This is a genomic window from uncultured Bradyrhizobium sp. (assembly GCF_936928535.1).
Lineage (GTDB): Bacteria > Pseudomonadota > Alphaproteobacteria > Rhizobiales > Xanthobacteraceae > Bradyrhizobium.
The window spans coordinates 1-13,786 of record NZ_CAKZHY010000055.1 but is presented as its reverse complement, the minus strand read 5'-3'; the positions used below and the strand labels follow the sequence as shown (position 1 = coordinate 13,786).

The 13,786-nt window shown below is 64.2% G+C and carries 14 protein-coding genes and 1 pseudogene; 8 read left to right on the top strand and 7 right to left on the bottom strand.

Going from position 1 to position 13,786, the window contains the following annotated elements; all coding sequences use genetic code 11:
* Positions 1–6 precede the first annotated feature (6 nt).
* Entirely contained in the window at positions 7–1,152 is a 1,146-nt protein-coding gene (locus Q0687_RS07405; protein WP_298873968.1) for an acyl-CoA dehydrogenase family protein, read from the bottom strand.
* Positions 1,153–1,271: 119 nt separating this feature from the next.
* On the opposite strand from Q0687_RS07405, the gene Q0687_RS07400 reads away from it, so the two are divergent.
* Positions 1,272–1,949 carry an alpha/beta family hydrolase gene (locus tag Q0687_RS07400; protein ID WP_298873965.1) on the top strand — a complete coding sequence of 226 codons (678 nt, stop codon included), beginning with the start codon at positions 1,272–1,274 and terminating at the stop codon, positions 1,947–1,949.
* Positions 1,950–1,952: 3 nt separating this feature from the next.
* Here the strand turns inward: Q0687_RS07400 and Q0687_RS07395 are convergent, their stop codons facing one another.
* The gene (locus Q0687_RS07395; protein WP_298873963.1) at positions 1,953–2,927 is read right to left on the bottom strand and encodes a ketopantoate reductase family protein; all 975 of its coding nucleotides are present in this window, start codon (positions 2,925–2,927) and stop codon (positions 1,953–1,955) included.
* Positions 2,928–3,082: 155 nt separating this feature from the next.
* Here Q0687_RS07395 and Q0687_RS07390 point away from each other — a divergent pair, with 155 nt between their 5' ends.
* Positions 3,083–3,886, top strand: a complete 804-nt coding sequence (locus tag Q0687_RS07390) for an enoyl-CoA hydratase-related protein (protein ID WP_298873961.1) — start codon at positions 3,083–3,085, stop codon at positions 3,884–3,886.
* Positions 3,887–3,896: 10 nt separating this feature from the next.
* Here the strand turns inward: Q0687_RS07390 and Q0687_RS07385 are convergent, their stop codons facing one another.
* Positions 3,897–4,781, bottom strand: a complete 885-nt coding sequence (locus tag Q0687_RS07385; protein ID WP_298873959.1) for a LysR family transcriptional regulator — start codon at positions 4,779–4,781, stop codon at positions 3,897–3,899.
* 110 nt (positions 4,782–4,891) lie between these two features.
* Here Q0687_RS07385 and Q0687_RS07380 point away from each other — a divergent pair, with 110 nt between their 5' ends.
* From Q0687_RS07380 to Q0687_RS07365, 4 genes are all read left to right on the top strand, one after another.
* Positions 4,892–6,256 (top strand): FAD-dependent oxidoreductase, encoded by a 1,365-nt coding sequence (locus Q0687_RS07380; protein WP_298873957.1) that lies wholly within the window; start codon positions 4,892–4,894, stop codon positions 6,254–6,256.
* 35 nt (positions 6,257–6,291) lie between these two features.
* A complete protein-coding gene (locus Q0687_RS07375; RefSeq protein WP_298873956.1) occupies positions 6,292–7,296 on the top strand; it encodes an ABC transporter substrate-binding protein in 1,005 nt (334 codons plus the stop codon).
* A gap of 108 nt (positions 7,297–7,404) precedes the next feature.
* Positions 7,405–8,178, top strand: a complete 774-nt coding sequence (locus Q0687_RS07370; protein WP_298873954.1) for an ABC transporter ATP-binding protein — start codon at positions 7,405–7,407, stop codon at positions 8,176–8,178.
* Complete coding sequence (locus Q0687_RS07365; RefSeq protein WP_298873952.1) at positions 8,171–8,989, top strand: ABC transporter permease; 819 nt, start codon at positions 8,171–8,173, stop codon at positions 8,987–8,989. Before Q0687_RS07370 ends, Q0687_RS07365 begins: the two co-directional genes overlap by 8 nt.
* A gap of 145 nt (positions 8,990–9,134) precedes the next feature.
* On the opposite strand, the gene gtdA is transcribed toward Q0687_RS07365, so the two are convergent.
* A complete protein-coding gene (gene gtdA / locus Q0687_RS07360) occupies positions 9,135–10,175 on the bottom strand; it encodes a gentisate 1,2-dioxygenase (protein WP_298873950.1) in 1,041 nt (346 codons plus the stop codon).
* 181 nt (positions 10,176–10,356) lie between these two features.
* Here gtdA and maiA point away from each other — a divergent pair, with 181 nt between their 5' ends.
* The gene (maiA, locus tag Q0687_RS07355; RefSeq protein ID WP_298873948.1) at positions 10,357–10,989 is read left to right on the top strand and encodes a maleylacetoacetate isomerase; all 633 of its coding nucleotides are present in this window, start codon (positions 10,357–10,359) and stop codon (positions 10,987–10,989) included.
* Positions 10,979–11,491 (top strand): MarR family transcriptional regulator, encoded by a 513-nt coding sequence (locus Q0687_RS07350; RefSeq protein ID WP_298873946.1) that lies wholly within the window; start codon positions 10,979–10,981, stop codon positions 11,489–11,491. The genes maiA and Q0687_RS07350 overlap by 11 nt, the downstream gene beginning before the upstream one ends.
* 377 nt (positions 11,492–11,868) lie before the next feature.
* On the opposite strand, the gene Q0687_RS07345 is transcribed toward Q0687_RS07350, so the two are convergent.
* The 3 genes and pseudogenes from Q0687_RS07345 to Q0687_RS07335 all read right to left on the bottom strand — a co-directional run.
* A complete protein-coding gene (locus Q0687_RS07345) occupies positions 11,869–13,026 on the bottom strand; it encodes an FAD-dependent monooxygenase (RefSeq protein WP_298873944.1) in 1,158 nt (385 codons plus the stop codon).
* 189 nt (positions 13,027–13,215) lie between these two features.
* Complete coding sequence (locus Q0687_RS07340) at positions 13,216–13,431, bottom strand: hypothetical protein (protein WP_298873942.1); 216 nt, start codon at positions 13,429–13,431, stop codon at positions 13,216–13,218.
* 111 nt (positions 13,432–13,542) lie between these two features.
* Positions 13,543–13,786 (bottom strand): annotated as a pseudogene (locus Q0687_RS07335) (hypothetical protein); the annotation flags it as partial.

Here is a 13,786-nt window from a genome sequence, read left to right as displayed (position 1 = left end):
CCTGATTTACAGGGATCTGGCGATCAAGAGTTTCATGATCTCGTTGGTGCCGCCATAGATTTTCTGGATCCGCGAATCGATGAAGATGCGGGAGATCGGATATTCCTGCATATAGCCGTAGCCGCCGAACAGCTGGAGGCATTCGTCGGCAGTCTGCACCTGCTTGTCCGAGCACCAGTATTTCGCCATCGATGCCGTCACGGTGTCGAGATCCCCAGCGACCAGGCGCTCGATGCACCAGTCGACGAAGACGCGCGCGATCATCGCTTCGGTCTTGCGTTCGGCGAGCGTGAAGGCGGTGTTCTGGAAATCCATCAGCGGCTTGCCGAACGCCTTCCGCTCCTTGGTGTAATCGACGGTGAGCTTGACGGCGCGCTCCATCGCGGCGACGGCGCCGACCGCGAGCGCGAGGCGTTCCTGCGGCAGCTGCTGCATCAGCTGGACAAAACCCTGGCCTTCCTCCTTGCCGAGCAGGTTCTCCGGCGGCACGGTGACGTTGTCGAAAAAGAGCTCCGAGGTGTCGGAGGCGTGCAGCCCGATCTTGTCGAGGTTGCGTCCGCGCTTGTAACCCTCGGCGCCTGCGGTCTCGACCACGATCAGCGAGATGCCCTTGGCGCCAGCTTCGCCCGTGCGTGCGACCACCACGACGAGATCGGCAGCCTGGCCGTTGGTGATGAACGTTTTCTGGCCGTTGATGACATAGGAATTGCCCTGTTTCTTCGCCGTGGTCTTGACGGCCTGCAAATCCGAGCCGGTGCCGGGCTCGGTCATGGCGATGGCGCCGACCATCTCGCCCGAGGCCATCTTCGGCAGCCAGCGCTTCTTCTGCTCCTCCGAGCCGTAGTTGAGGATGTAGTGGGCGACGATGGCGCTGTGCACGGAGACGCCGGTGGTCAGCTCCGGCACGGTGCTTTCGAGGTCATCCAGCACGGCGGCGTCATAGGCGAAGGTTGCGCCCAGCCCGCCATATTCCTCGGGCACGCTCGCAAGCAGCGCGCCCATCTCGCCGAGACCGCGCCACGCGAAGCGATCGACCATCTTCTGCTCGCGCCATTTTTCGGCATGTGGCGCCAGGTCCTTGGCGAGATATTTCCGGAACTGGTCGCGGAAGATTTCGAGCTCTTCGGTCATCCAGGAGGAGCGGTAGGCCATGGTTATCCTCGGTTGATACGGCTTGGTAGGCTAGTCGGCGTCGTCAATTATTGTGTTTTCAGGCTGCGCAGGGGACGCTACCAAGGCAGCCATAGTAGCGTCTGTCGGGATGGTTGATTGTGGCTGTCAAAACCAAAGAGCTCAAGCTCGACATTGAACGCATCGGCGCGGTCTCCGCGATCCTGATGCAGCCGGACAGCGCACGCGCCTGCTACGTTCTGGCGCATGGCGCCGGCACTGACATGCGGCATGCGTCGATGGACAAGATTGCGGGTGGCCTGGCGAAGCGCGGCATCGCGACGCTCCGCTTCAATTTTCCTTATATGGAGAACAAGCAGGGCCGGCCCGACCAGCCGGCGGTCGCGCATGCCACCATCCGCGCGGCGGTCGAGGAGGCCGCGCGGCTGTGCCCGGGATTGAAGCTCGTCGCCGGCGGAAAGTCGTTCGGCGGCCGCATGACCTCGCAGGCGCAGTCGAAGGCGGCTTTGCCTGGTGTCAGGGGTCTCGCCTTCCTCGGCTTTCCCCTGCATGCCGACAAGAAGCCATCGACCGAGCGCGCCGAGCATCTCGCCCGTGTCGAGATCCCCATGCTGTTCCTGCAGGGCACCCGCGATGGACTGGCCGATCTCGGCCTGCTCAGGCCCGTCGTCGCAGCGCTCGGGACGAAGGCGACGCTGCATGACATCGAAGGCGGCGATCACGGCTTTGCGGTGCTGAAGAAGTCCGGCCGCACCAACGATGAGGCGCTCAGCGAGGCGCTCGACACGCTCGCGGCCTGGATCGACAAGCTCGCCTGACACTCAGGCGGAATACAGCCCCTTGTCGCGCGCCTTCTGGATCGCGAGCGCGGCAATCAGGTCGAGCGTCGGGGTCGACAGGCCGGCGGTGCGCGCGAAGGCTGCGGGCGCCTTCACCAGCACGTCGATCTCCATGGCACGGCCGAGCTCGTAATCCTGCAGCAGCGACGGCTTGTGATTGGGGGCGGGACCGCTGCGCGTCACGCGCTTGACCTCGGGAATGAAGTGCTGCGCGATATCGTTGGCCTCGTTCAGCATGCGCGGGATGACCTCGGCGAAGGCGGGGTCGTCGCGGACACCGCGCGCCGTCTGGCCCGTCAGCAGGCACAACACCGAGAGCGACATGTTGGTCAGCAGCTTTGACCAGATCGCCTCGCGGATCTCGGCCACCGGCGGCGATTCCAGCCGCGCGTCGTTGAAGACACTGCGGAGCTTGGTGATGCGCTCGCAATTGCGGTCATCGCATTCGCCGATCAGGAGGCGATTGCGGTCCGGCGTGAGGTTCTGCACCACCCCGGGTGCAGTCACCTCGTTGGAGGAGAAGACCACGCCGCCGATGATCCGCTCCTTCGGGATGCAGGCGCGCAGGCGCCCGCCCGGATCGAGGAAGGAGATGTCCGGCGGCGTCGGGTGCCGAGGTGGCAGGCCGATCCCGTACCACCAGGGGATGCCGTTCTGGGCGAACACGATGGCGGTGTCGTCCTGGAGCAGCGGCTTGATGCTGGAGACGAGGCCAGTCAGTGCCGTGGCTTTCAGCGTCGAGATCACGACGTCCTGGGGACCGAGCTGGGCCGGATCGCCTGACGCGTTCACCTTGGCCGAAACCTCGGAATCGCCGACGCGCAACTTCAGGCCGTTGGCGCGGACCGCCTCCAGATGCGCGCCCCTCATGACGCACGAGACCTCGTGGCCGGCGCGGGCGAGCCTGACCGCGAGGTGGCTTCCGACGGCGCCCGCGCCGAAAATGCAGATGCGCATATGATGTCCCGTCCCTGAATCTCTGGTCGTCGCCCGGCGCAGCATGACACAAGCCGCCATGCGATGGACGCGGCCGCCCCACGCTGGAAAGATATGGATCGGACTGCGTTGCCTCGGCCATTATGCGCGCCATCAGAATGACCGGAGGATCGCCGATGACTGCCAGCCCCGTCCTGTGGAGCCTTGATGAACGTGGGGTTGCGACCGTCACGTTGAACCGGCCGGAGGTGAATAATGCCTATGACGGCGCCCTGATCGCGGGTGTGCTCGCGGCCATGGACGATCTGGGCAAGAAGCCTGGTCTTCGCGTTGTCGTGCTCAAAGGCAACGGCAAGCATTTCCAGGCCGGCGCCGACCTCAAATGGATCAACGGCGTGCGGCCGCAATCACCTGGCGCCAACGAGGCGGCGTCGCGGGCGACGTTCGAGGCCGTGCAGCGGCTCAATACCTTGCCGATCCCGACCGTTGCATTGGTGCAGGGCGGTTGCTTCGGTGGTGGCACCGGCGTGATTGCGGCCTGCGATGTCGTGATCGCCGCCGACAACGCCCTGTTCTCCATCACCGAGGTGCGCTGGGGCCTGACCGCCGCGATCATCATTCCGCAGCTCTGCGATGCCGTTGGTGTGCGGCAAGTCCGCCGTTACGCGCTGACCGGCGAACGCTTTGGCGCCGAGGACGCTCGCCGCATCGGCCTTGTCCACGAGGTGGTGCCGCTGGCCGATCTCGAAGCCGCGGGCGCGAAAGTGGTGGAGCAGCTGCTCGCCAACGGACCGGAGGCGTTGGCCGAGACCAAGCGGCTGGCGCTGGAGAGCTCGTTCGGTGGCATGGCGGTGGACGATGCCGCCTACACGCGGCTCGTCCAGCTGCATTCTCTCAAGCGCCAGAGCGCGGAGGCGGCGGAAGGGCTGGCCTCTTTTGCCGAGAAGCGGGCGGCGAAGTGGGGCGGTGGGAAGGATTGAGCGTCGGCATTTAGAGCGACGGCGCAAGTGACGTCTTCAGCAAAGTGAGCAGTGCCTGCACGGCTGCTGCGTTGCGTCGCCGCTCGGGGATGGCGGCCTTGACCCACAATTCCGGGATCGGAAAGTCGCGCAACACCGGCTTCAGCGTGCCGTCGCGCAACGCATCGGCGACGAGATAATGCGACATCAGCGCGATGCCGTTGCCGGCAATCGCGCTGCGCGCCAGCACGTGCCCCTCGTTGGAGGAGAGCAGCGGGCTGACCTGGATGGTGATGCGGCCGCGCGGCCCGTCAAAGACCCATTCGGGACCTGTCGGCATGAAGCTGAGGCAGCGATGCTCGACGAGGTCGCGCGGATGTTTTGGCGTACCGTGCGTCTTCAAATAAGCCGGCGAGGCGCAGAGCAATCGCTTTAGCGGGACCAGCGGCTCGTCGACCACGCCGCCGAAGGAATGCGGGAAGGCGCCGATGGCAATGTCAAAGCCTTCGCTGACGGGATCGACCGGGCGATCGATCAGCACGATCTCCAGCTTGAGCCGCGGGTTTTGCGTCTGGAATGCGCTGAAGGCATCCGCAAGCCGCGCCACCGTCATCGAGGTGGGCGCCTTGATGCGGAGGTGATCGACGAGGTCGTGGCCTTTCTCGCCCATGCGCGACAGCAGATCGGTGGCATCGGTGACGACGCCGCGGGCGCGATGCACATAGCGCTGCCCGGCCTCGGTCAGCCGTAATTGCCGGGTGGAGCGGTGAAACAGCGGCGTGCCGATCCGTGCCTCCAGTTGCGTGACGCGTTTCGCCACCACTGAGGTCGAGACGTTGAGTTTTCGTGCGGCGGCGGAAAACCCGGCTGTATCGGCGGTGGCGAGGAAGGCCTGAAGGTTCACCAGGATGTCCATGTCGACCTTTCGCGATTCGAGAAAGCTGATCGCATATATTGGTGGATTGTAGCCCTTCGCGCGTTAATTCATAGTCGGCCCCAAGCAAGGGATTTTGGAAGGGACGCGCCATGCGGGCCACGACGATCGATGAACCGGCACGGCAGGTGCCGCTCTATGGCGAATACGAGGTCGTCGTGCTCGGCGGCGGTCCGGCCGGCATCGTCGCTGCGGCCTCGGCCGCGCGCGCCGGGCGCAAGACGCTGCTGATCGAGCGCTACGGTTTTCTCGGCGGCATGGGCACCGCGGCCGGCGTTACCAATTTTTGCGGCCTGCATGGCAATGTCTACGGCGAGGCCGTCCGCCTGGTGCAGGGCATGGCATCCGATCTGCTGGCGCGGATCGATCGTCTGAACGGCCTCAATGCGCCGCATCTGATCCTCGGCAAGGTCTTCGCGCAGGCCTATGACACTGCGGCCTATAAGATCGCGGCGGATGAGCTGCTGGCCCGCCACAAGGTGCACATTCTCTTCCATGCCCTCGGCGCCGGCGTCGTGATGGGCTCCGACCGCCGCATCGACGCGCTGATGGTCGAGACCAAGGCCGGCCGGCAGGCGGTGCGCTCGGAGATCTTCATCGATTGCTCCGGCGACGGCGACCTCGCGGTCTGGGCCGGCGCGCCGTTCGAGATCGGCGACGAGCATGGCCACCCCATGTATCCGTCAATGATGCTTCGTCTCAACGGCATCGATCCGGCGCGGGCGGGCGATGCCTGGCGCACCATCCCTCAATTGATGGAAGCGGCCACCGCCGCCGGCACGCATAAGTTTCCGCGGAAAAGCGCGATCGTGCGGCCGCAAAAATCCGGCATCGAATGGCGGGTGAACTTCACGCAGGTCGCGCGCGAAGACGGCCATGCCGTCAACGGCGTCGAGCCCGACGATCTCACCCGTGGCGAGATCGAGGGCCGCAAGCAGGCGCTCGCCGCCTTTGAATTCCTGCGCACTGTGCCCGGCTTTGAAAAGTCCTACATCGTCGACCTGCCGCCGCAACTCGGCATCCGCGAGACCCGCCGCATCAAAGGCGGTTACCAACTCAGCGGCGAGGACGTGCTCGGCTGTGCCTCGTTCGAGGATTCCATCGGCGTCAACGGCTGGCCGATCGAGGCCCATGTCTCAGGCGATGTCATCTTCACCTTCCCGCCAATCCCGGAATCGCGCGGCTACAACGAATTGCCGTATCGCATGCTGGTGCCTGATGGCGTAGACAATCTGCTTGTCGCCGGCCGCTGTGCCTCGATGACCCATGAGGGTCAGTCGGCGGCGCGAGTGTCCGGGGCCTGCTTCGTGATGGGTGAGGCGGCCGGTTCCGCGGCCGCGCTGGCGCTATCAGGAAACCGGATCCCGCGTGACATACCGGTTGAAAAATTGCAGGAAACGTTGAAACAACAGGGCGCCTTCATCGGTCGGGATCAGCCCGTGCCGAAAGGCCTGTAACGGACTGTAAAAAGAGAAATATTGGAGGAAGCGGGATGATCGGGATTGCGCGGGTCGCGGCACTTAGCCTTTTGGCTATGATGGCGATGGGCACTGTGAGGGCCGAGGATGCGCTGAAGGCCAAGGTCGGCGTGCTCCGACTGTCGTCTTCCGCGCCCGTTTTCATCGCGCAGGACAAGGGTTATTTCCGCGACGCGGGGCTCGACATCGAGCTGAAATTCTTCGACGCGGCACAGCCGATCGCGGTCGCCACCACCTCGGGCGACGTCGATTTTGGCGTCACCGCCTTCACCGCGGGCCTCTACAATCTCGCCGGCAAGGGCGTGCTGAAGGTGATCGGCGGCATGAGCCGCGAGAAGGCCGGCTATCCCCTGATCGGCTATTTCGCCAGCAACAACGCCTATGCTGCCGGCCTGAAGACGCCGAAGGACCTCGCGGGCAAGCGCATCGCGATGACGCAGGTCGGATCATCCTTCCATTATTCGCTCGGCCTGCTCGCCGACAAATACGGCTTCAAGCTTTCCGACGTGAAGATCGTGCCGCTGCAATCGCTGTCGAACGCAGCGGCGGCACTGAAAGGCGAGACCGTCGATGCCGCGCTGCTTCCGATCTCGACGGCGCGCAAGTTGATGGACGATGGCGGCGCGAAATTCCTGGGCTGGGTCGGCGACGAGACGCCGTGGCAGTTAGGTGCAGTGTTCACCTCGCCCAAGACGCTGACCAACAAGGCGCTGGTGACGAAATTCCTGGGCGTTCTCGCCAAAGCCGACCGCGAATATCACGACGTGATTCTGGCTTCGATGAAGGACGGCAAAGCCCCGATCAACGACAAGACCAAGCCGCTGCTGGAGATCATTGCGAAGTACACCAATCTGCCGGTCGAGCAGGTGGTCGGCAACTGCGCCTATATCGATCCGGACGGCAAGCTCGACGTCAAGAACGTCGACAACCAGATCAAATGGCTCCAGGAGCAGGGATTTGCCGACAAGGGCTATGATGCGGATACGATCATCGCCAAGGACTATGTGAAGGCGGATTAGCCGTTCGTCATTCCGGGGCTCGCGAAGCGAGAACCCGGAATCTCGAGGTCCCGGGTCTGATCCTTCGGATCATCCCGGAACGACGGAGAATGGGATAGACGAGGTAGAATGGACCTGATCGCCAATCACATCTCCCACCATTTCGGCGACCTCGCCGTGCTCGACGACGTCTCCTTCACGGTGAGTTCAGGCGAGGTGGTGGCGATCGTGGGTCCTTCCGGCTGCGGCAAGAGCACGCTGCTGTCGATTCTTGGCGGATTGCTGCAACCGTCCTCGGGCGCGCCCGAATTGCGCGGCGCGCCACCGGCGGACAGCCTCAATCCGCTGACCTTCGTGTTCCAGGACTTTGCTCTGCTGCCGTGGGCGAATGTCGAAGAGAACGTCGAATTCCCGTTGCTGCACACTCGGCTCTCGGCCGCGCAGCGCCGCGCGCTGGTCGAGGATGCCCTGCGTCGCACGGGGCTCACTGATTTCCGCAAGACCTATCCAAAGCAGCTGTCCGGCGGCATGCGCCAGCGCGTCGGTATTTCGCGCGCGCTCGCGGTCAAGCCGGCTATCCTTCTCATGGACGAGCCGCTATCCGCGCTGGATTCGCAGACGCGCGAACTCTTGATGGAAGATTTCGTCCGCCTGCTCGCCGATGGCGGCATGGGCGCGGTCTATGTCACCCATAATCTCGAAGAGGCCGCGCGGCTTGCCGATCGCATTGTGGTACTGTCGCGCCGTCCCGGGCGCATTCGCGAGGTCGTTGCGGTGCCGATGACACGCGCCAAACGTGGCGAAATCGCTGCGCGTGAACAATTGCTCGCGCTCCAGAACCAGATCTGGTCGCTGATCCGCAACGAGGCGATCGATGCCGAGCGCGAGGTCCAGCATGCTTGATCGCGCGACGGAGACGTCGGCCAACGAAACGACGCGGCGCGTGCGCTTCCGCGGCGCGGGCTTCGTGCCTGCTTCCAGCCGGTTCGGCGGCTGGATTGCGCTCGCGCTGGTCATCGCAATCTGGCAGGCGGCCGGCAGCGCCAGGCTCGTCAATCCGCTGTTCCTGCCGGCGCCCTTGGCGATCGTGCGTGCGATCTACGAGCTCGCGATGTCTGGCGCGCTCTGGCAGCATCTGTCGGCCTCGCTGCTGCGCATCGGCGTCGGGTGGCTGCTGGGCACGGCGGCGGGTATCGTGGTCGGCTTCGCCATCGGCCTGTCGCGCCTGGCGCGCAGCGTCGGCATCACCTTCATCTCGGCCTTGTTTCCGATCCCCAAGATCGCGCTGCTGCCGCTCTTGATCCTCTGGCTCGGCATCGGCGAAGAGCCCAAGATCGCAACCATTGCGCTCGGCGTGTTCTTCTCGACCGCGATCTCGGTCTATAGCGGCGTCGATGCAGTGCCGCGCAACCTGATCCGCATGGCGCAGAGCTTCAACGTTCCCTTTGCCACCATCGTGCGCAAGGTAGTCTGGCCCGGCGCGCTGCCCGCGATCCTCGCCGGATTCCGCATCACGGCATCGGTCGCGCTGCTGCTCGTCGTCAGCGCGGAGATGATCGGCGCGCAATACGGCATCGGTGCCTTCGTGCTCCAGGCCGGCAATCTCATGCAGACGGATCAACTGCTCGCGGGCGTGGTGATCCTGTCGGTGTTCGGGCTCGTGGTGGGCAAGGTGATCGGCTGGCTGGAGATCAAGCTGTTGCACTGGCGGTAGCTTCCGCCATCATTGCGAGGAGCTCGCGTCAAAATTGCGCAGCAATTTTGCGCTGATGCGACGAAGCAATCCAGACTGCCTCCGCGGAAAGATCCTGGATTGCTTCGCTACGCTCGCAATGACGGTGTGGCGAGCAGTGTGACCCTCACGCGTTGCCGCGATCCTCGCGAAACAGATCCAGCTTCTGCTGCACCGGCCGGTCCGAGAAGCTGAACAGCACGGCATCGTCATCCGCCTCGTGCGTCACCCATTGCCAGCTCGGCACCACGAACAGGTCGCGCGGGCCCCATTCGAACACGGCGTCCCCAATGCGGCTGCGGCCCTTCCCCTCGATCGGACAGAATACCGTCGCATCGGTCGAGCGATAGCGCGCGGTTTTGAAACCCTTCGGCAGCAGCTGGATGAAGGTGCCGATGGTCGGCATCGCGAAATCGCCGGTCTCGGGATTGCTGAATTTCAGCTTCAGGCCGTGGCAGGCGTCCCATTCCTGGCTGGTCCTGGCCTTCTCCAGTGCCTCGCGGGTGTAAGCATAGGGATAGCTGAAGATCGGGGAGGTTTTCGACGATCGTTTCACATCGACCGGCAGCAGATTGTGGCCGTAGCGCGCAAAGCTGTCCCCTGCGGGTTTTGTGATCTTCTGCTGGTCTTCCTTGGAGCCTTCCGCAAAAGAGCAGTCGAAGAATTGCACCAGCGGGATGTCGAGGCCGTCGAGCCAGAACATCGGCTCATCGGTCTCGTTGGAATGATCGTGCCAGGTCATCGACGGCGTGATGATGAAGTCGCCGGGCTCCATCGCGGTGCGTTCGCCGTCGACGGCGGTGTGGGCGCCCTTGCCTTCGAGCACGAAGCGCAGCGCCGACTGGCTGTGCCGGTGCGCGGGTGCGACGTCGCCGGGCACCACCATCTGCACGCCGGCATAGAGCGATGTCGTGATCTTTGACTGGCCGCGCAGGCCCGGGTTCTCGAGCACCAGCACGCGCCGTTCTGCTTCCTTGGCGGTGATGAGCTTGCCGGCTTCCGTCATGTAGTCGCGGATGATGTCGAACTTCCACAGATGCGGCCGGCAGGCGCTCTTCGGCTCCGGCGTGATCAGGTCGCTCATCACCGTCCAAAGCGCGGTGAGATTCTCGCCGTCGATCTTCTTGTAGAACGCTTCGCGTTCCGGGGTCTTGGTCACGGCTTCCATGACGAGCCTCCCGTCGTTTTGTAAATTGACAGTATACTCACTATCTGGCTAGCGTCAACGCGAGTGGTAACGTACAAAGCAGTCATTCCAGGGCTCGCGAAGCGAGAACCCGGGATCTCGAGATTCCGGGTTTGGCTTGTCGAGCCACCCCGGAATGATAGAAAACGACCGGGAGGGTTTGATGAAGCTGCACGGCTATTTCCGCTCCAGCGCGGCCTATCGCGTCCGGATCGCGCTGAATCTCAAGGGCCTCGGCACCGAGCACCTGCCGCATCATCTTCGCAAGGGCGAACAATGTGCGCCCGCTTATCTCGCCATCAATCCGCAAGGCCTGGTGCCGGCGTTGGAGAACGATGCGGGTGTGGTGCTGACCCAGTCAGTCGCCATCATCGAATGGCTGGATGAAACCTATCCCAATCCACCGCTGCTGCCGAAGGATCCGCTGCAGCGCGCCAAGGTGCGCGCGTTCGCGCTTGCGATCGCCTGCGACACCCATCCGGTGCAGAATCTGAAAGTGCTGGCGCGGCTGCGCGAGCTTGGGCTGCCCGAGGAGAGAGTCCAGGACTGGGCCGCCTGGGTCAACCGCGAGGGGCTGTCGGCATGCGAAACGCTGATCAAGGACGAGCCGGGACCGTTTTGTTTTGGCGCTGCTCCGACGCTCGCCGATCTCTGTCTCGTGCCGCAGCTTGCCAATGCGCGCCGCTTCGGTGTCGACGTCTCTGCCTATCCGCGCCTGCTCGAGGCCGAGGCCGCCGCCAAGGCGCTGCCGGCCTTCGCCAACGCTGCACCGGAGAAGCAGCCCGATGCCGAGTAAGCCTGTTCCTCCGATCACGATGGACGCGGTCTATGCCGCGCCGGGCTATCTGTTCCGGCGCATGCAGCAGATCGCGGTCTCGATCTTCATGGAGGAGTGCAAGGCCTTCGACCTCACGCCGGTGCAATATGCGGCGCTGATCGCGATCCACACCCATCCCGGCATCGATGCGACGCGGCTGTCGGCGGTGATCGCTTTCGATCGCTCCACGCTTGGCAGCGTGATCGAACGGCTCCAGGCCAAGGATTTTGTCGAGCGCAAGCCGACCCCCGAGGACAAGCGGATCAAGCTGCTCTATCTGACCAAGCAAGGTGCTGCGATCCTGCGCGAGATCATCCCCGCCGTCGAGCGCGCCCAGGCGCGCATGCTGGAGCCGCTCAAGCCCACCGAGCGCAAGGCGCTGCTGGGGCTGATGTCGCAGCTCGTCGATCTCAACAACGAAGCCTCGCGCGTGCCGCTCCGGGCCGAGGACGCGCTGGAGCATCTGGGCAAGGCGGGGTGAGGGGCCGAGCTCGCGACCCAAAATTCCGCCGTCGTCCCGGACAAGCGAAGCGCAGATCCGGGACCCATACGCCGCAGCAATAGTTTGGCGAAGACAGGCAATGACCATCGCGCGTCACAACCACCGCTGCGGCGTATGGGTCTCGGCTTTCGCCGGGACGACACTGAATGTGTAGTGCCCGCCCCCCCCTCACGTCCGCAGCAACGCCTGCCGATCGATCTTCCCGTGCCGGTCTTCGGCAGCTCATCGATGGAAGTTCGCCTCGAGCGGATAGACCCACTGACAGAAATCTTGATGAGATCATCGGCGCGGCCACGGAAGAAGTGGAAGCCGTCGCTGTCGCGGATGAAGCGGTCGCCGGTCGCGAATCGCGTTGCTCACGCCGTCGCCTCGCCGACCGCATCTCCGTCGTTGCTCTTCTCGGCCTCGTAGCGCGCCATGAAGGCCGGCGACATCGCGCGCAGCCGCGAATCGTCGATCCGGCCGGAGCGGGTGATGTAGCTATAGGCGAAGTCCATCAAGCCGAGCTGCATGTGCTGGGCAAAATGCTCGTACCAGAACGCGCTGGTGCGTGCCGCATTGACGAGCTTCTGCACCACGGGCTTTCGCGCGGCCTGGTAGCGATGCAGTGCGGTCGACAGATGCGCGTCCGATTCCAGCGCCTTGACCAGCGCGATGGCGTCCTCGATCGCGAGCCGCGTCCCCGAACCGATGGAGAAATGCGCCGAGTGCAGCGCGTCCCCGATCAGTACCATGTTCTTGAACGACCAGTGCTCGTTCCAGACCCAGGGGAAATTGCGCCAGACCGATTTGTTGGAGACCAGGCAGTGGCCGCCGAGCGTGTCGGCAAATACCTCCTCACACACGCCCTTTGACTGCTCGACGTCCTTGTAGGCGAAGCCATAGGCCTGCCAGGTTGCGTGATCGCACTCGACCAGGAATGTGCTCATGTTCGGCGAATAGCGATAATGGTGCGCGTTGAAGGCGCCGCGATCGGTCTTCACGAAGGTCTGCGACAGCGTGTCGAAGCGCTTCGAGGTGCCGTACCAGACGAATTTGTTGGAGGAGTAGGACAGCGAGGTGCCGAAATCGCCCTCATAGGCGCGGCGTACCAGCGAGTTCAGGCCATCGGCGGCGACGATCAGGTCGTGGCCGTTGAGCTGGTCGATCGTCTGGATCTGGGTGTCGAAGCGCGGGGTGACGCCAACATCGATCGCGCGTCGCTGCAGGAACTGCAGGAGCTCCAGCCGGCCAATCGAGGAGAAGCCGACGCCGTCGATGGCGACGCTGTCGCCGCCGTGATTCAGCGTGATGTTCTCCCAACTCTCCATATGCGGCGCAATCGCATCGACCGTCTCGGGGTCGTCGGCGCGCAGGAATTCAAGCGCCTGGTCGGAGAACACGACGCCAAAGCCCCAGGTCGCGTCGGCCGGGTTCTGTTCGAACAGGTCGACCTGATCCTCGGGGTGACGCTTCTTCCAGAGATAGGCGAAGTAGAGCCCGCCGGGCCCCCCGCCAATCACGGCGATCCGCAAATCCTGACTCCCTAATTGACAGTATACTTACTATCTCAGGGTAGACTAATGCGCTCCGGTCTCCCGCGCCAGCGGAACAATTGGCAAGACGAGGTGCGCCGCAGCACGGCCGTGGGCACCCGCTTTGCGCGTGCCCAAACCCGTCAGTTGCGAATCATAGCCAAACCGCGCCGGATTGACCACCCGGGCTCAGACGCAGCGCTTCACGTAGACCCCATTCACCAGCACCCTGGTACAGTGGACCACCGGGACCGGCCTGCGGACGACGACGGCGCCGTTCGGCCCGGCGCAACCGGCGCGGTAGACGCCGCGCGCACACACCACCGCATTGGCGTCGGAGGACGCGAAGGTCATGGTCGCCGCGAAGGCGAGCAGCGCGGACGCAGTCAGCAGAAATGCACGCATGTCGTTTCTCCCGGTCTTGTTGTCATTGAAATCTGGTGTCGGCAAAGGATCGGTCGCCGGCAGCGCGCGAAATTCACGCCGCCCAATATCAATGATCGCGAACTGCGCCTGTTATCGCGCGGCGAATGGTGCAAGCACGTCCTTGCAGGCCGGCGACAGCGACGCCGCGTTGCTAGCGATGCATTGGACGATGCGGCCGCCACCGGGCGCGACGCCGGCACAGAGCGAGCGAACGTCTGCGGCGCAGGCGGAGCGGATGATGAACAGCTCTTCGCGCGGGCGCAGTGGACGCAGCACGATCACGGCGGGCGCCGCCGCCGGTGCTGCTCCGGCAGCGGGCGCGGCACCAGCGGCG